The organism is Pseudomonas sp. TUM25319 (assembly GCF_056388475.1).
The window spans coordinates 4,152,025-4,167,994 of the sequence record NZ_CM150751.1; the positions used below are offsets into that span (position 1 = coordinate 4,152,025).

16 protein-coding genes are annotated in these 15,970 nt (G+C 67.5%); 1 reads left to right on the top strand and 15 read right to left on the bottom strand.

Annotation, left to right across the window (positions count from 1 at the left end):
• Positions 1–365: 365 nt before the first annotated feature.
• From ureG to AC05QJ_RS19250, 15 genes are all read right to left on the bottom strand, one after another.
• Positions 366–995 (bottom strand): urease accessory protein UreG, encoded by a 630-nt coding sequence (gene ureG / locus AC05QJ_RS19180; protein ID WP_476742864.1) that lies wholly within the window; start codon positions 993–995, stop codon positions 366–368.
• Positions 996–1,005: 10 nt separating this feature from the next.
• Entirely contained in the window at positions 1,006–1,680 is a 675-nt protein-coding gene (locus AC05QJ_RS19185; protein ID WP_476742865.1) for an urease accessory protein UreF, read from the bottom strand.
• Entirely contained in the window at positions 1,680–2,225 is a 546-nt protein-coding gene (locus AC05QJ_RS19190; RefSeq protein WP_476742866.1) for a HupE/UreJ family protein, read from the bottom strand. The genes AC05QJ_RS19185 and AC05QJ_RS19190 overlap by 1 nt, the downstream gene beginning before the upstream one ends.
• 20 nt (positions 2,226–2,245) lie before the next feature.
• On the bottom strand, positions 2,246–2,728 hold the full coding sequence (gene ureE, locus AC05QJ_RS19195; RefSeq protein WP_476742867.1) for an urease accessory protein UreE: 483 nt from the start codon (positions 2,726–2,728) through the stop codon (positions 2,246–2,248).
• 14 nt (positions 2,729–2,742) lie between these two features.
• Positions 2,743–4,446: an urease subunit alpha gene (ureC, locus tag AC05QJ_RS19200; protein ID WP_476742868.1), complete on the bottom strand. Its 1,704-nt coding sequence runs from the start codon at positions 4,444–4,446 to the stop codon at positions 2,743–2,745.
• On the bottom strand, positions 4,443–4,760 hold the full coding sequence (locus tag AC05QJ_RS19205; RefSeq protein WP_476742869.1) for an urease subunit beta: 318 nt from the start codon (positions 4,758–4,760) through the stop codon (positions 4,443–4,445). Before AC05QJ_RS19205 ends, ureC begins: the two co-directional genes overlap by 4 nt.
• 21 nt (positions 4,761–4,781) lie before the next feature.
• Positions 4,782–5,084: an urease subunit gamma gene (locus AC05QJ_RS19210; RefSeq protein ID WP_476742870.1), complete on the bottom strand. Its 303-nt coding sequence runs from the start codon at positions 5,082–5,084 to the stop codon at positions 4,782–4,784.
• Between the two features lie 10 nt (positions 5,085–5,094).
• Entirely contained in the window at positions 5,095–5,928 is an 834-nt protein-coding gene (locus AC05QJ_RS19215; protein WP_476742871.1) for an urease accessory protein UreD, read from the bottom strand.
• A gap of 220 nt (positions 5,929–6,148) precedes the next feature.
• A complete protein-coding gene (locus AC05QJ_RS19220) occupies positions 6,149–7,954 on the bottom strand; it encodes a dipeptide ABC transporter ATP-binding protein (RefSeq protein WP_476742872.1) in 1,806 nt (601 codons plus the stop codon).
• Entirely contained in the window at positions 7,951–8,769 is an 819-nt protein-coding gene (locus AC05QJ_RS19225; protein ID WP_476742873.1) for an ABC transporter permease, read from the bottom strand. Before AC05QJ_RS19225 ends, AC05QJ_RS19220 begins: the two co-directional genes overlap by 4 nt.
• Positions 8,770–8,780: 11 nt before the next feature.
• Positions 8,781–9,839, bottom strand: a complete 1,059-nt coding sequence (locus AC05QJ_RS19230; RefSeq protein WP_476742874.1) for an ABC transporter permease — start codon at positions 9,837–9,839, stop codon at positions 8,781–8,783.
• The gene (locus AC05QJ_RS19235) at positions 9,832–11,403 is read right to left on the bottom strand and encodes an ABC transporter substrate-binding protein (protein WP_476742875.1); all 1,572 of its coding nucleotides are present in this window, start codon (positions 11,401–11,403) and stop codon (positions 9,832–9,834) included. The genes AC05QJ_RS19230 and AC05QJ_RS19235 overlap by 8 nt, the downstream gene beginning before the upstream one ends.
• Positions 11,404–11,413: 10 nt before the next feature.
• Entirely contained in the window at positions 11,414–12,601 is a 1,188-nt protein-coding gene (locus AC05QJ_RS19240) for an LLM class flavin-dependent oxidoreductase (protein WP_476742876.1), read from the bottom strand.
• A 12-nt stretch (positions 12,602–12,613) separates the two neighbouring features.
• Positions 12,614–13,348 (bottom strand): class II aldolase/adducin family protein, encoded by a 735-nt coding sequence (locus AC05QJ_RS19245; RefSeq protein ID WP_476742877.1) that lies wholly within the window; start codon positions 13,346–13,348, stop codon positions 12,614–12,616.
• 1 nt (position 13,349) lies between these two features.
• Positions 13,350–14,423, bottom strand: coding sequence for an ABC transporter substrate-binding protein (locus tag AC05QJ_RS19250; protein ID WP_476742878.1), 1,074 nt, complete (start codon positions 14,421–14,423; stop codon positions 13,350–13,352).
• A 309-nt stretch (positions 14,424–14,732) separates the two neighbouring features.
• Between AC05QJ_RS19250 and AC05QJ_RS19255 the strand changes: the two genes are divergently transcribed.
• Positions 14,733–15,950, top strand: a complete 1,218-nt coding sequence (locus AC05QJ_RS19255; RefSeq protein WP_476742879.1) for an acyl-CoA dehydrogenase family protein — start codon at positions 14,733–14,735, stop codon at positions 15,948–15,950.
• The last annotated feature ends 20 nt before the right edge of the window (positions 15,951–15,970 follow it).

The following is a 15,970-nucleotide window of genomic DNA, read 5'->3' on the forward strand; positions in this document are numbered from 1 at the left end:
GCACCATCGCTGCAGATATAAACGCAGTGTGTAGTTCTAATCCAGCCAATTAACCTGGCTGTAGGAAGAACTATCAAGTCCACCCGCCCAATCGTCAATTATCCTAAGAATATTCCTACACAGCGGAGCAGAAAAAAGCCGGGGCGGAGTTTGCTCACAAGTGCCATAGCGGCTTCACCGTCGCAAACCCTGAGTCCCGGATCGGCCTGGCACATCCGCACCGGCAGGTTCTGTGGCCGCTGCGCGCCCAATCGCGGCTGAAGCCACTCCCACAAAGGGACCGAGCCAGACGCCGATACGCCGGCTAACCCGGACCTTGTGGGAGCTGGCCTTGCCAGCGATGGGGCCAGCGCAACCTCAGCCCATCACCCCGCCTTCGCCGCATCCAGCATGCCGCGGTCGACGATGAAGTCGATCAGGGTCTGCAGGCCATGCCCGGTCTTGAGGTTGGTGAAGGCCCACGGCCGTTCCGGACGCATGCGCCGGGTGTCGCGCTCCATCACTTCCAGCGACGCGCCCACGTACGGCGCCAGGTCGATCTTGTTGATCACCAGGAAGTCCGACTTGGTGATACCCGGCCCGCCCTTGCGCGGGATCTTCTCGCCTTCGGCCACGTCGATGACGTACACGGTGAGGTCGGCCAGTTCCGGGCTGAAGGTGGCGCTGAGGTTGTCGCCGCCGCTCTCGACGAAGATCACTTCCAGGTTGCCGAACTTGCGCGCCAGCTCTTCCACCGCTGCCAGGTTCATCGAGGCGTCCTCACGGATCGCGGTGTGCGGGCAGCCGCCGGTCTCGACGCCGACGATGCGCTCGGGCTCCAGGGCACCGGCCTCGGTGAGGATGCGCTGGTCTTCCTTGGTGTAGATGTCGTTGGTCACCACGGCGATTTCATAGTGGTCGCGCATGGCCTTGCACAGGGCTTCGAGCAATGCGGTCTTGCCGGATCCGACCGGGCCGCCGACGCCGACGCGCAGGGGTTGCTTGTAGCTTTGCATGGGGAATTCCTCAGGATCGGAACAATCGGGTGTATTGGGTTTCGTGTCGCGACGAGGCGATCGCCAGCAGCGGCAGGCCGCCGCCCAGTTCGTCATCGGGCAGCGCCAGGGCCCGCGCCAGCACGGCGGGCAGTTCTTCGCTCAGATCGCGTAGCAGGGTCTGCGCCGCCTGCTGGCCGAAAGGCACCAGCTTGACCCCGGCCATGACCGCGCCTTCCAGCCAGATGAAGCCGTGGCCCAGGGCCAGGTCGCGCAGCGGGATCTGCCAGTGCACGGCGAGCCAGGCCATACCACCGAGCTGGCTCAATTCGAGGCTCGAACGCCAGGCCGGGGCCTGGCCCAGTTGCCAGCCATCCAGCAGGCGCATCAGGGCCATGCCGCGCTGGCGCTCCTCGGTGCGCAGCTCGGCGGTTTCGCGGTTGCTCAGCAGAAAGCGGCTCCAGTGGGCGAACGCCTCGGCATCGCCGGCCTCGCAGGCGCGGTACAGGCGCGCCAGCAAGGGCCAGTCGAGGTAGCCAAGGGTGTCGTGCAGTTGCTGGCGCTGCCAGTCGGCAAAGCCCTCGGCGCCGCGCACCCAGCCGGCTTCAACCGCCCATTCCAGCCCCTGGGAGTAGGTGAAACCACCCACCGGCAGGTTCGGACTGGCCAGTTGCAGCAGCCGCAGCAACGTCAGATCGGTGCTCATCAGCCCGCCAGCATCATTGCTGCGCCGGCCAGCAGGCCGCCGCCGAAGGCCTGTTGCAGGCGGGTATTGCGACGCAGCAGGCAACCGACACCAAAGCCGGCCAGCAACAGCAGGCCGCTGACGGTGACGAAGCCGGCGCTGAACACCCAGAAGGCGCCCGGGCTGGATTCCACGCCGTGGGCCCAGCCATGGAACAGGGCAAACACCGGCATCACCAGCGACAGCAGCACCTGTTTTCGCGGCAGCAGCAAGGCGGCGCCAGCCACCAGCAGCGACCCCAGGATCATCGCTTCCATGCCGATCACGCCACCGAACAGGTGGCCCAGCACCGCACCGGCGAACATGGCGAACAACGTCAGCGCCGGCAGGGTCAGGCGGCTGCGGGTCAGCGCAGCGAGCACGCCGGTGCCCAGCAGCATCAGCAGGTGGTCGAGGCCGGTCAGCGGGTGCAGCAGGCCGTCCTGCAGCGGGCTGGTGTCATGACCGGGGTGGGCCAATGCCGGCACGGCGACCAGCATCAGGGCGAGGGCAAGGTACTTCTTCATGGGGGACTCCTTGTTGTAATTCACAACGCCTGGGCAGGCAGGCGGACGAACAGGTGATCGGAATGGTTATGGCTGTGCGGTGCGCTCTGGTAGGCGCCCGCCTCGGGTTCGAACGGCGCCTGCTCGACACTCACCTCGAGGCCGAAGCCGCGGACCATGTCATCCAGCACATAGTCATGCTGGTAGCGCAAAAAGCCTGCCTCGACCTGCAACGGCACATGGCGGTTGCCCAGGTGATAGGCACAGCGGGCCAGCGCCAGCGGATCGTCGGAACGCACGGTGGAGACTTGCTCGGCGGCGGCGACCACCCGGATCACCTCGCCGCCCGCCTCGTCGGTCAGCAGCTCGCCGCCACGGATCAACTGCCCGCGCTCCAGCATCAGCCCGGCATCGCGACCATCGTCGAGGGTGATGCGCACCCGGCTCTTGATTCGGGTATCCAGGCTCAGGGTCGCGGTGGCCGTTGCGGCGCCCTCGCTCACCTTGCGGGTCAACAGAATCATCGGACTCTCCTTGCTCAAAACAGAAAATAACGCTGGGCCATCGGCAACACGCTGGCCGGTTCGCACACCAGCAGCTCGCCATCGGCGCGCACCTGATAGGTCTGGGAATCCACCTCGATGTTCGGCATCAGGCCGTTGTGCACCATGTCGCCCTTGCGCACCGTACGGCAGCCATGGGCCAGGCCGATCAGGCTGCGCAGGCCCAGTTGCTGGTGCACGCCACGGTCCAGGGCCGACTTCGACAGGAAGGTCATGCGGGTGGCATGCCGCGCCGCGCCCAGGGCGCCGAACATCGGCCGGTAGTGCACCGGCTGCGGCGTCGGGATCGAGCCGTTGATGTCGCCCATGGGCGCGGTGGCGATCATCCCGCCCTTGACCACCAGCGCCGGCTTGACGCCGAAGAACGCCGGCGACCACAGCACCAGGTCGGCCAGCTTGCCGGCTTCCAGCGAACCGACTTCATGGGCGATGCCATGGGTCAGCGCCGGGTTGATGGTGTACTTGGCGATGTAGCGCTTGACCCGGGTGTTGTCGCTGTACGAGGTGTCTCCGGCCAGCGGACCGCGGCGCAGTTTCATCTGGTGCGCCACCTGCCAGGTGCGCAGCACCACCTCGCCCACCCGGCCCATGGCCTGGGAGTCGGATGAGGTCATGGAGAAGGCGCCGAGGTCGTGCAGGATGTCTTCGGCAGCGATGGTCTCGCGGCGGATGCGCGACTCGGCGAAGGCCACGTCCTCGGCGATGCTGGTGTCCAGGTGATGGCAGACCATCAGCATGTCGAGGTGCTCATCCACCGTGTTGACGGTGTACGGCAGGGTCGGGTTGGTGGACGACGGCAGCACGTTGGCGAAGCTCGCCGCGCGGATGATGTCCGGCGCATGGCCGCCGCCGGCCCCCTCGGTGTGGAAGGTGTGGATGGTGCGGTCGCCGATGGCGGCCAGGGTGTCTTCGATGCAGCCCGACTCGTTGAGGGTGTCGGTGTGGATCGCCACCTGCACGTCCATCTCTTCGGCCACGCTGAGGCAGCAGTCGATGGCAGCCGGGGTCGAACCCCAGTCCTCGTGCAGCTTCAGGCCCACGGCGCCGGCGGCGATCTGCTCGCGCAGGGCCTCCGGTTGCGAGGCGTTGCCCTTGCCCAGCAGGCCGATGTTGATCGGCAGTTCGTCGGCGGCCTGGAGCATCCGCGCCAGGTACCACGGCCCCGAGGTGCAAGTGGTGGCGTTGGTGCCGGTGGCCGGCCCGGTGCCGCCGCCGATGAAGGTGGTGATGCCCGAGGTCAGCGCCTCCTCCACCTGCTGCGGGCAGATGAAGTGGATGTGCGAGTCGATGCCACCGGCGGTGACGATCTTGCCTTCGGCGGCGATCACCTCGGTGCCCGGCCCCACCGGCAGGGTCACGCCGGGTTGCACGTCCGGGTTGCCGGCCTTGCCGATGCCGAAGATGCGGCCGTTCTTCACGCCGATATCGGCCTTGACGATGCCCCAGTGATCGATGATCAGGGCGTTGGTCAGCACCAGGTCCATGGCTTCGGCGGCGAGCATCTGACCCTGGCCCATGCCATCGCGGATCACCTTGCCGCCGCCGAACTTGACCTCTTCACCGTAGATCGTGAAGTCCTTCTCCACCTCCACCCACAGCTCGGTGTCGGCCAGGCGCACGCGGTCGCCGACCGTGGGGCCGAACATGTCGGCGTAGGCCCGACGGGAAATCCGGCTCATGCGCCCACCTCCAGCTTGCCCATCACCTTGCCCTGGAAACCGTAGACCTCACGCTTGCCCACATAAGGCACCAGGGTCACGCTGCGCGACTGGCCCGGCTCGAAGCGCACGGCGGTGCCGGCGGGAATGTCCAGGCGCCAGCCACGGGTGGCCTCGCGGTCGAACACCAGGGTGTCGTTGACTTCGTAAAAGTGATAATGCGAGCCCACCTGCACCGGGCGGTCGCCGTGGTTGGCCACGCTGACGCTGATCGTCTCGCGTCCGGCGTTGAGCTCGATGTCGCCAGCGGCGACCTGTACTTCTCCGGGAATCATCCTGCTCTCCTGTCGCGCGGCTCAGACGATGGGGTCGTGGACGGTGACCAGCTTGGTCCCGTCGGGAAAGGTAGCTTCCACCTGAACGTCGTGGATCATCTCGGGCACCCCGTCCATGACCTGGTCGCGGGTCAGGACTTCACGCCCCAGGTTCATCAGCTCGGCGACGGTGCGACCGTCGCGGGCGCCCTCCATCACCGTCGCGCTGATCAGCGCCACCGCTTCCGGGTAGTTCAACTTGAGGCCGCGACCAAGGCGGCGCTCGGCAAGCAGCGCAGCGGTGAACAGCAGCAGTTTGTCTTTCTCTCTCGGGGTCAGCTCCATGGTCGCTCTCTCAGGTGGCCCAGATTCGCGGCGGGCACGGCGCCAGGCCGGTAATGGCCGGGCGCAGCGCGTGCCAGAGCCGCGCCAGTGTGGATTGAAGGCGTTGGTTGTCGTGGTCCAGCAGGCGGACCACCAGCAAGTGGCCAAGCAGGGTCGCGCCGGCCGGTACGCCGAGGTCTTCCAGTAGCGCGCGGGCCTGCTCCAGCAGTTCGGGGGTGGCAGGCGCCGCGCAGAAGGTGGCTTGCAACGGGTAGCCGGCAAGTTTGTGCAACGAGCCGCCGTCGACGCGCAGGCGTTCGTGCAGGCCGGGGTCGTCGGGCATATCGACGATCAGGCGGCTGTCGAGCGTGCCGCGCTCGAAGCCCTCGCCCATCACCGGCCGGCCCAGGCACAGGGTTTCCCAGGCCAGCAGACGAGCACCCGGCGCCAGGGTGAAGCGGTTTTCCAGGCTCAGCCGGGCACCGTCGAAGCAGATGTTGCCCTGGGGCAGCCACTCCAGGGTGCTGCCTTCGGCGAGGTGGAAATGCTGCTTGAGCACCGAAATGGGGCCGGCGCTGCGGTAGAACTTGGTGGCGCCGGACATGGTTAGCAGCGCGTGGCTGCCGGGTTCAAGATGTACCTCGAGGGTCAGGCGATCGCCGCCCACCACGCCGCCGGGGGGGTGCAGCACATAGACATGGCAGGGCGCGCCTTCCGGGTAGAAAGGCCTTTGCACCAAAAGAGGTCCGAAATGACGACGCGCACCAATACAGGTCTTCCCGCCTCGTTCAACGAAGCGCAGCGTCAGCTCGGCGCTCCAGCCCGTGGTGTCGGTCACGGGCGCAAGCGGTTCGGGTAGGGACATTCCAGCGGTTCCGGCAAACGCCGCGTTTACTGGGGATTTCAGGCAATCCCGAGCCGACGCGGCGGTAAAAGAACGCCTCCGCCAGCGCGCTGTGCGGGCCATGGCGGAGACCTGATCGATCGATCAGCAATCGATGGAATGTGTAAGTGCACATTGCGGGCCAGAATGGCGCATGCAGGAATATTCCTGCGCATTCGTGCACTGATTTTGTGAAACCTCCTTAGTGGCGCAAGAACATCGCCTGCGCCACCAGCCCCTTCACATACCCGGTCTTCGGCCGATCCAGTACCTCGCCGCTGGCGCCCTGCTCGATGATCCGCCCTTCCTTCACCACCACGATGCGGTCAGCAATGGCCCGCACCACACCCAGGTCATGGGTGACGAACACCAGGGTCATGCCCTCGTCCTGCAGCTCCCGCAGCAAGGCCAGGATCGCCGCCTGCACCGAGACGTCCAGCGCCGAGGTGACTTCGTCGCAGATCAGCACATCGGGCTCGCACACCAGCGCCCGGGCAATGGCCACGCGCTGGCGCTCGCCGCCAGACAGGTGATGGGGGTACTTGCCGGCCGTCTCCGCCGGCAAGGCCACGCGCTTCAGGGCGGCCTCGATACGCTCGCGGCAGGCCGCGCCCTTGAGGCCGAAGAAATGCTCCAGCGGCGCTTGCAGGCACTGGCCGACGGTCTGCCGCGGGTTCAGCGCCCGGTACGGGTTCTGGAAGATGTACTGGATGCGATGCCGGGTCGCCGCCGGGCGCTGGCGCGCCAGCAGGCTCAGCGGCTGGCCGTCGAAGTCCAGGCGGCCGATGGCGTTGTCGCCGAGCCCCGCCAGGGTCCGCGCCAGGCTGGTCTTGCCCGAGCCGGACTCGCCTACCACCGCCAGGCATTCGCCGCGGTACACCTCGAGATCGAGGTCGAACAGCACCTGGCGGTCGTAGGTCAGGTTCAGTTCGCGCAGCGCCAGCAAGGGCGCCTGCCCTTCGGCGACAGGCCGCTGCGCCAGGCTGCGAGCCTCGGGCAGCGCGGTCAGTTGTGGATGCAGGCAGGCCACTCGCTGGCCGTCTTTCAGTTCCTGCAGTTGCGGTTCGGCCTGCTGGCAGGCGGCGCTGCGGCGTTCGCAGCGGGCGGCGAAGGCACAACCGGCGGGACGCTGCCCCGGCGCCGGCGCGTGCCCGGCGATCGCCCGCAGCTCGCGCTGGCGTCCCACTTCCGGGATCGCCGCGAGCAAGCCGAGGGTGTAGGGATGACCGGGCCGGTCGAACAAGCGCTCGCGGCTGGCGACTTCGACGATGCGCCCGGCATACATGACCATCACCCGGTCCACCAGGTCCTTGATCACCCCCAGGTCGTGGGATACGTACACCGCCGCCACGCCCTGCTCCTTGCACAGGCGCCGCACGGTTTGCAGGATGTGCGCACGGGTGCCGACATCCAGCGCGGTGGTCGGCTCATCCAGCACGATCAGCTTCGGCCGCAGGATGAAGGCCAGCGCCAGCATCACCCGCTGCTGCTGGCCACCGGACAGTTGATGGGCAAAACGCCGGAGAAACTCGCGATCCCCCGGCAGGCCGACCGCCACCAGCGTCTGTTGCAGCCGTTGCTCGCGCTCGTCTCGGCCCAGGCCCGGCTCGTGAGCCTGAAGAGTTTCCAGCAGCAGCTTGCCGATGCGGATCGCCGGATTGAGCGCCAGCGCCGGGTCTTGCGCCACGTAGCCGATCAAGCCGCCACGGGCCCGACGCAATGACTCAGCGTCGAGGGCCAGCAGCTCGGTGCCGGCAACCCGCACCCGCCCGCCACGGATGCGCGCACCGCGCCGGGCATGGGCGAGCAAGGCGGTGGCGAGGGTGGTCTTGCCGGAGCCGGACTCCCCCACCAGACCGAGGATTTCCCCCGGCGCCAGGCTGAAGTCGATGTGGTCGATCACATCACTGCCGTTGTCGAGATCGACCCGCAGGTGCTCGACCTGCAACGCCGCCACAGCCGCCGCAGCAGCGGACTGGGCCGGTGCCGAAAGGACGAATGCATTCATGAGCGCGCTCCCGCGCTGTACCGGGCAATGCCTTCGGCCAGCAGGTTGGTGCCATAGGCAAACACCGCGATCAGCAGCGCCGGGGCCAGCACGGCCCAGGGCTGGACCATCAGGCCGGCCTGGTTTTCATTGATCATCAGGCCCCAGTCCGCCGCCGGAGGGGCGACGCCGTAGCCGAGGAAGCTCAACCCGGAGAGCATGCCGATGCCCCAGGTGAGCATGTTGCCGAAATGCACCAGCAGTGGCGTCAGCACATTGGGCAGGATCTCCCGCAAGAGAATGCGGGTGCGGGAAAAGCCCATCATCTGCGCCGCCTCGACGAACTCCTGGCTGGCCACCGACACTGCGCTGCCGCGAGCCAGGCGAATCACCCCGGGAATGAAGGCAATGGCTACGGTGAGCACGATCAGCCACGGCTCGCGCCCGAGCATGGACACGATCAGCAGCACCAGGATCAGGTCGGGAAACGCCAGCCAGACATCCGCCAGCCAGGTGATGATCTGGTCCAGGCGCTGGCGCGACAGGCCGGCGAGCATGCCCAGCACGCTGCCCACCACCAGCGCCAGGGCGGCAGCGGCCACCGACATCCAGAGGATCGACAGGCCGCCCGCCAGCAGCCGCGACAGCACATCGTGGCCAAGGAAGTCGTGCCCCAGCGGAGCCGCCGCCGTGGGCGCGCCATACACGCCGCCAAGCATGTCGGTGGGGGCGTGGGGCGCCAGCCACGGCCCGAACAGGGCCAGCAGCACCACCGCCAGGGTCACCAGCGCCCCGCGCCGGATCGACGGCTCGCGCCAGAATCGTGCTGTGAACATGGGGTTCTCCTTCAAGGGGCTTTGGCCGCCGGCCGTCGCCACCAGCTCTGGATGCCGCGACGATTGCGGGCGATCAGGCCGGGACGGCGGGCGGTGCGCAGTTTCGGGGTGAGCAGCACGGTGAGCAGGTCAGCCAGCAGGTTGACCGCCACCACGCCGAGGGTGATCGCCAGCACCACGCCCTGGATCAGCGGCAGGTCGCGCATCTGGATCGCGCTGTTGAGCAAGGTGCCGATGCCGGGGTAGCTGAACACCACCTCCGCCAGCAGCGCGCCGCCGATCAGCACCCGCAGGGTCAGGGCCACACCCTGGATCGCCGGCACCAGCGCGTTGGGCAAGGTGTGGCGCCAGACGATGCGCCGCTCCGGCACCCCGCGCAGGCGCGCGGCGCCGACGTAGTCCGAGTCCAGCGTCTCGATCATCGACGCGCGCACCAGCCGCGCCAGGTACGGCAGCGACGACAGGCTCAGGGCGATGGCCGGCAGCGCCAGGTACTGCAGTTGGCGCCACAGCGGCCGGTCCGGATCGATCAGCGACACCGCCGGCAGCAGGTCGAAGTGCGGCATGGAAAACAACAGCACCAGGCCGATAGCGATCAGGTAGCCGGGCGTGGCCTTGAGCACGATCAGGGTTGCCAGGCCCCAACGGTCCAGGCGGCTGTCGCGGCGCAGGGCCAGGCCGACGCCGATCACCAGCGCCAGCGGCACCGTCACCAGCAGCACCCCGGCCAGCAGCGCCAGGGTGTTGCCAAAGCGGTACAGCACCTGCGCCGCCACCGGCTGCGCAGAGTCCAGGGAAATGCCGAGGTCGCCACGCAGCAACTGGGCCAGCCAGCTCAGGTACTGCACGAGGATCGGCCGGTTCAGGCCCAGTTGTTCACGCAGGGTGAGGATGCTGTCCAGCGGCGCGTCAGGGCCGAGGATCACCCGCGCAGGGTCGGACGGCAGCGCCTGGGTGGCGATGAACACCACCAGGCTGATGACCCAGGCGGTGAGCAGGCCATAGCCGAGGCGACCGACGAACCAGGGCAGCCAGGCGGGCAAACGGGGAGTCTTGATGCGATCAGGCATGGTTCAACCACAGGCTGTCGAAGCGCCAGGAGGCGAAGGTGGTCTGTTCGCCGTGCAGGCCGCCGACCTTGTTGGAAGCAGCGTCGAGCACGTCGCTGAAGCCCCAGATCAGCAGGCCGCCGCGCTGGTGCTGGATGGTCTGCGCCTCGTGCACCAGCTCGCGGCGCTTGGCCAGGTCGGGCTGGGCGAGCGCCTGGGTGAACAGGTGCGAGAAGCGCTCGTCACGGAAGTTGCTGCGGTTGTAGATCGCCAGCGGCGCGTCGTTGTGCAGGCCGGTAGCGAGGAAGCCACGGGCCGGCGTGGAACCCGGCGACATCAGCCACTGTTCCTTCTGCGGGCCGTTGAACACCGAAGCGTCCACCGGCGTGACCTTGATCTCCACCCCGGCTTTCTTCGCCTGCTGGGCGAACACCAGCGCCGCGTTGACTTCGTTGGCGGTGGTGGTCAGTTCCAGGCGCAGGTCGGTGGCGCCGGCCTGGCGCAGCAGCGAGCGGGCCTGTTCCAGGTCGTAGGGACGCTGGGCGATGGCGTGGTTGTAGGTCGGGTCGTTGGGCGAATACAGGTCGTTGGCGATCCGGCCAAAGCCGTTCAGGCCACGCCCCACCAGCTCCTGGCGGTCGGCCAGCAGGCGGAAGGCCTGGCGTACCCGCTCGTCCTGGAACGGTGCCTTGGCGGTATTGAGGTTGAAGCCGGTGAACGAGGTAGTGGGCGACACCACCAGTTGCAGGCGCGGATCGGCCTTGAGCAAGGCACTGTGCTCGGCCTGCACGCCGCTGGCGACGTCGATCTGGCCAGCGCGCAGGGCCGCAACCCGCGACACCTGGTCCTTGAATTCGATGATTTCCAGCTCGTCGGCATAGGGCTGGTTGGGTTTGAAATAGTTCTCGAAGCGGGTGAACAGCGCCCGCTGCCCCGGCACGAAGCGCTTGAGCCGGTACGGCCCCGCCCCCACCGGATTGTTCGGGTCGTAATCGGTCGGCACGATGCCGCCGAAAGCGATCAGGGTTTCGTCCAGCGGGAAGAAGCTGCGGCCTTCCTTGAAGCGGATTTCGATGGTGCGGTCATCGAGCTTGCGCAAGGCCTGGCGGTCGATGGCGCCGACCAGCCCGGCATAGGGCGAGGCCAGTTTCGGGTCGGTCAGGCGCAGGATCGAGAACAGCATGTCGTCCGAGGTGATGGTCTTGCCGTTGTGGAACTCCAGGCCCGGGCGGATTCGGATGGTCCAGGCACTGGCGTCGGCATTGGGTTCGGCGAACTCGGCCAGGCCCAGGCGGGTGCTGACGTCGTCGTTCCACTCCCAGAATTTGCTGTACAGCGCCCAGCCGCGAATGATCCCGCCGCCGGACGGCTTGTGCGCGTCGAGGTTGCCAGCCTGGTCGCCGTCGATGATGCCGACCCGCAGCCGCCCGCCCCGCACCGGGGTGCTGGCGATGGCCTTGGCACCGGCCACGGCGGCTGGCTCGCCGCCACCGCAGCCGGTCAGCAGACTGGAACCGAGCAGCAAGCCGCCACCGATGGCCAGGCTGTTACCGAGGAAGATGCGACGGGAAAATTCGTTGGGCATGGTGCAGTCCTCAGGCCGGTTGACCGGCCGTTTCAGCGGTAGAGCGAGCCTTGAGGCGGGGGATCTCGAAGCCGTGGTCCAGGTCGAGCAGCGGGAACAGCAGGTCCGCCACCCGGTGCGCTTCATCGATCAGCGGGAAGCCCGAGAGAATGAAGGCGCTGGTGCCCTGGGCCTCGTATTCGCGAATGCGCTCGGCCACCTGTTCGGCGCTGCCCACCAGGTAGGTGCCGGCAGCCGGCCCCAGCAGGTTGAAGCCGAACAGGCTCGGCCCGGTCCAGACGTTGGGGTAGATCTCCAGGTCGCGGGCCTTGGGCAGACGGCCTTCGCGGATGGCCTGCAGGTTGGCTTCGATGCGCGGGTCGTCGCTGTGGAAACTGTCCAGGGTCTGGCCCGGAGGCAGTTGCCGTTCGAGGGCGGCGCGGGTGGTGGCCAGCGAGGTGTTGTCCAGCAGCTTCTGGGCGTGGGCCCAGGCTTCTTCCTCGGTCTCGCGGACGATGATCTGCAGGCGCGTGCCGTAGGTCAGCTCGCGACCGAGCTTCGCCGCTTCGGCGCCGACCCGGCGGAATTTCTCTCCCAGTCTCGGCGGGGTGTCGGCGAAGCTCAGGTAAACGTCGAGCAGTTGCACCGAATGGGCCACGCCCGGACCGGAAGTGCCGGCGCCCCACAGCGGCACCGACAGGCGCTTCGGCGGATGCCAGCCACCCAGCGGATGCCGCGCGGCAGCGGCCGGACGCGGCGCCAGCTTGACGTACTGGCCGTCGAAGCCCTCGGTGCTGCCCGCATAGATGGCCTGGAAAGCACGCCAGTATTCGAGGCTGAACTGGTAACGCTCGTCGTGCGGGTAATGCACGCCGAGGGTCGCCAGACCCGCGTCGCTGCCGTTGACCACGTTGAACAGCAGGCGGCCACCGGAGAACTCGTCAAAGGTCAGCGCCCACTTGGCCAGCACCGCCGGCGACACTTCGCCCGGATGCTGCGCCACCAGGAAGCGCAGGCGCTCGGTGGCGTCGATCAGCGACGCGGCCACGGTCAGGCTTTCGTTGGGGCTGGTGCCCAGCAGCGAGCCGTAGTAGCCGAGGCGGTCGGCATTGACGGCGATCTGCTTGAGGTGATCGAAGTCGGTGAGCCAGCGGCCCTGTTCTTCCCACGGATACGGACCGTCGGGACTGGTGAGGTACCAGAGAATCTTTACTGCCATGATCGGATGTCCTTATGCGCGCGGGCTGTCGTTGGGTGGTACCAGGCCCAGTTCACGGGCCTGGCCGAGCAGCTTGCTCATGGTCCACTGCTGGGTCAGCACGCCCGGGCCATAGGCACGGGAGCCGCCCAAGGCTTCGGCCAGCAGTTGCAGTTGCGCGCCCTCCTCCAGCAGCAGGATGAACTCGGCAGTGTCCTGCAGGCCCTTGGTGCCCCACACGGTGGAGCCGCCGTTGGCTTCGAGAATTGCCGTGGTGAAGGGGTTTTCGGTCAGGCTGTCGAGGATGAAGTCCACTTCGTCCTGGCGGCGGTCGATGTACACCGGCAGCTCGCGGGCCAGCTGGAAGCGCTGCACCGGCACGTAGCTGATCGGCAGCGATCGCTGGGTCTGGGCCCAGGCGCCGAGGTACGGGCTGTGCACGTGGGATACGGTGGTGATCTCCGGGCGCTGGACGAACAGCCGGGTGTAGCGGTTCAGACCGCCCTTGCCCTGGCCGAACACCAGGTTGCCCTGGAAGTCGGTGACGCTGGCTTTCAGCGGCTGGTCCTTTTTCCACGGGCCCGGGTAGTTGACCGATACCAGCAGGTCGCGGCCCGGCACCCGCTCGATGAAGCCGACGGTGCCGTTGGCGGTGATGGTGTTGGTCTCGCGGTAGACGCGGAAGGCCTCGCCGGCCTGGTGGATGACCTGCTCGACGAAAGCTTTCAGTTCGGCGTCGATCAGGTGCTCGGTGGTCAATACGGTCATGTCAGAGGTCCTTGTCCTGGTTACGTTGGGCCAGCAGTTCGCGGGCAGCTTGCAGAGGGCGGTGATCGACCCAGTCGGCCAGGTCGAAATCGGCTTCAAGGAAGCCGTGCAGGTTGAGGAGGGTCTTCTGCACGTCGAGGAAGGCCAGGCGCTGTTCGGACAGGTCCGGCGCCAGGGTGGTGTGGAAGTCACCACGGTAGGCTTCGTCCACGCCTTCGGCGCCGGCGCGGGTCTCGTCCTGGAGAATGCGCAGCAGGCCTTCGCGGTTGTCCTTGGCCCACTCGGCGGCACGCAGGGTCTGGGCGAGGAAGCGCACCACCAGGTCGAAGTGATCGTCCAGCAGGCTCTGGTGCACGGTGATCGGCCGTGGCGTGCCGTTGTTGATGCGGAACCGCGGCTCCAGCTGGTCGAGGTCGATACCGACTTCCAGGCCCAGGCGGCGGGCGGCGTCGGCGGCGGAAGCGCCCTTGACGTAGACCGCGTCCACCTCGCCACGCACCAGGTACTCCAGGCCCGACCACAGACGTTGCAGGCCCTGCTCCGGGGTCGGTGCGGCGGCCTGGTCGGCCAGGGCCACTTCCACCAGGGTGACGTCGTCGAAGCTCAGCCCGGCCGAGCTCAACGCGCCCTTGTAGCCGTGCAGGCTCATGGCCCGGGCGATGCTGCCGGGACGGTTGTCGCCCCAGGCCGGCAGCGCCAGGCGCTTGCCCTTGAGGTCGGAAGCAGTGCGGATGCCGGAGCCTGGACGAACCAGGATGGTCTGCCATTCCTCGATCCAGGTCAGGCCGATCAGCCGGCTCGGCGAACCGGCGGCGCGGGCCGCCAGGGCCGGGACGTTGCCGCCTTCGCGAAACAGGCCGGGCAGCTGGTGATCGTAGTGGTGGTGACCCAGCTGGCGGGCCTCCTGCAGGGTCAGTACCGGCAGGCCTTCGGCGGCGAATTCCTCGCCCAGCCAGCCGAGGGTGTAGGCGATGCCCGAGGCGGTCGGTACCGGGCAGCGGGTGAACCAGAGTTGCTCCAGAGACGTCGCGGCGGGCGACGACTGATCGGTAGCGAGAGCAGCGGCAAGTGACATGAACGGACTCCATCAAGCGGATCGAATGGGCCAGGCGGCCTTTGCCTGAGCCATTGCAGCGCCCGTGCCAACTCATCAACCCATTGATTTCATTGATTTTTACCACCAAGCACCGTACCGGACTGCTGATCTGGCAACACCCCGGCAACGGCACTGCTGCTGCCTGAGCAACAATCCCCGCCCCACTGCTGCCAGAGCAGCAGCCGCCCCTGCCGATTTCGCTGAAAGCCACGCCGCGCAAGGCCTGCAGACCGATGGCACAGAACCTGCTCAAGTCCGCGCACCTGTTCATTCAAGGAAGCGTTAATCGTGACTACCCTGCCCCGCCGCCTGGAAAGCGAAGCCCAGGCCATTACCGTCGCCCACGAGATTGCCGGCGAAATCGCCGCACTCGCCGCCGACCCGAAACACAACCGCACCCTGCCCCGCCGCCAGGCCGAACTGCTCTCGGAAAGCGGCCTGACCGCCATCGGCGTGCCGCGCGCCGACGGCGGCCTCGGTGCCTCGGTGGAAACCATCGTCGAAACCGTACGGATCATTTCCCGCGCCGACGGCGGCGTCGGCCAGTTGCTGCAGATCCACAACGTCATGCTGCGCGGGGTGCTCAGCGGCTACCCGGATGAAGTGCGCCAGCGCCTGCTCGGCGACGTGCTGGCCGGCAAGCGCCTGGGCAATGCCCTGGCGGAAGTCGGCGGCAAGAACAAGTTCGCCCTCAAGACCCGCGTGGAGCGCCGTGAAGATGGCGTGCTGGTGCTCAACGGCAGCAAGTTCTACTCCACCGGCTCCTACCTCGCCGAATGGATCTCGCTCACCGCCGCCAGTGACGACGGCGGTGCCGGCGTACTGCTGCACCGCGACACCCCCGGCCTGACCCTGGTGGACGACTGGGACGCCTTCGGCCAGCACAACTCGGTGAGCGGCACCGTGCGCTTCGACAACATCGAACTGGACGAGCGCTACGTGCTGCGTCGCCAGGGCCCGATGAAGCGCACCGGCCTGACCTTCCCGCAGATCCTCCACGCCGCCATCGACACTGGCATCGCCGCCGGCGCCCTGCAGGCCGGCATCGACTACCTCAACCAGCACGCCCGGCCGTGGGTCGAAAGCGAGGTGGAACGGGCCAGCGACGAGCCGCACATCATCCGCCAGATCGGCGAATACGCGGTTGCCCTGCGCGCCGCCGAGTCCCTGCTGCGCGATGCCGCGCGGACCTTCGATGCCCACGAGCGCGACCCGGAGAACAAGGCCCTGCAGGACGAACTGATCCTCTCGGTGGCCACCGCCCGCGCCCATTCCGACGGCGCTTCGCTGAGGATCTCCAGCGACATCTTCTCGCTGCTTGGCGCCAGTTCGTCCCTGAGCAAGTGGAACCTCGACCGCTTCTGGCGTAACGCCCGGGTCCACACCACCCACGACCCGATCCGCTGGCGCCTGCACCACGTCGGCAACTACTACCTCAACGGCGTCGATCCGGGCGAGTACACCGCGATCCTCACCGCCAAGCAGAAGGCCGGTGCCAGCCGCTGAACCCGTCGCGCGGGCAGCCC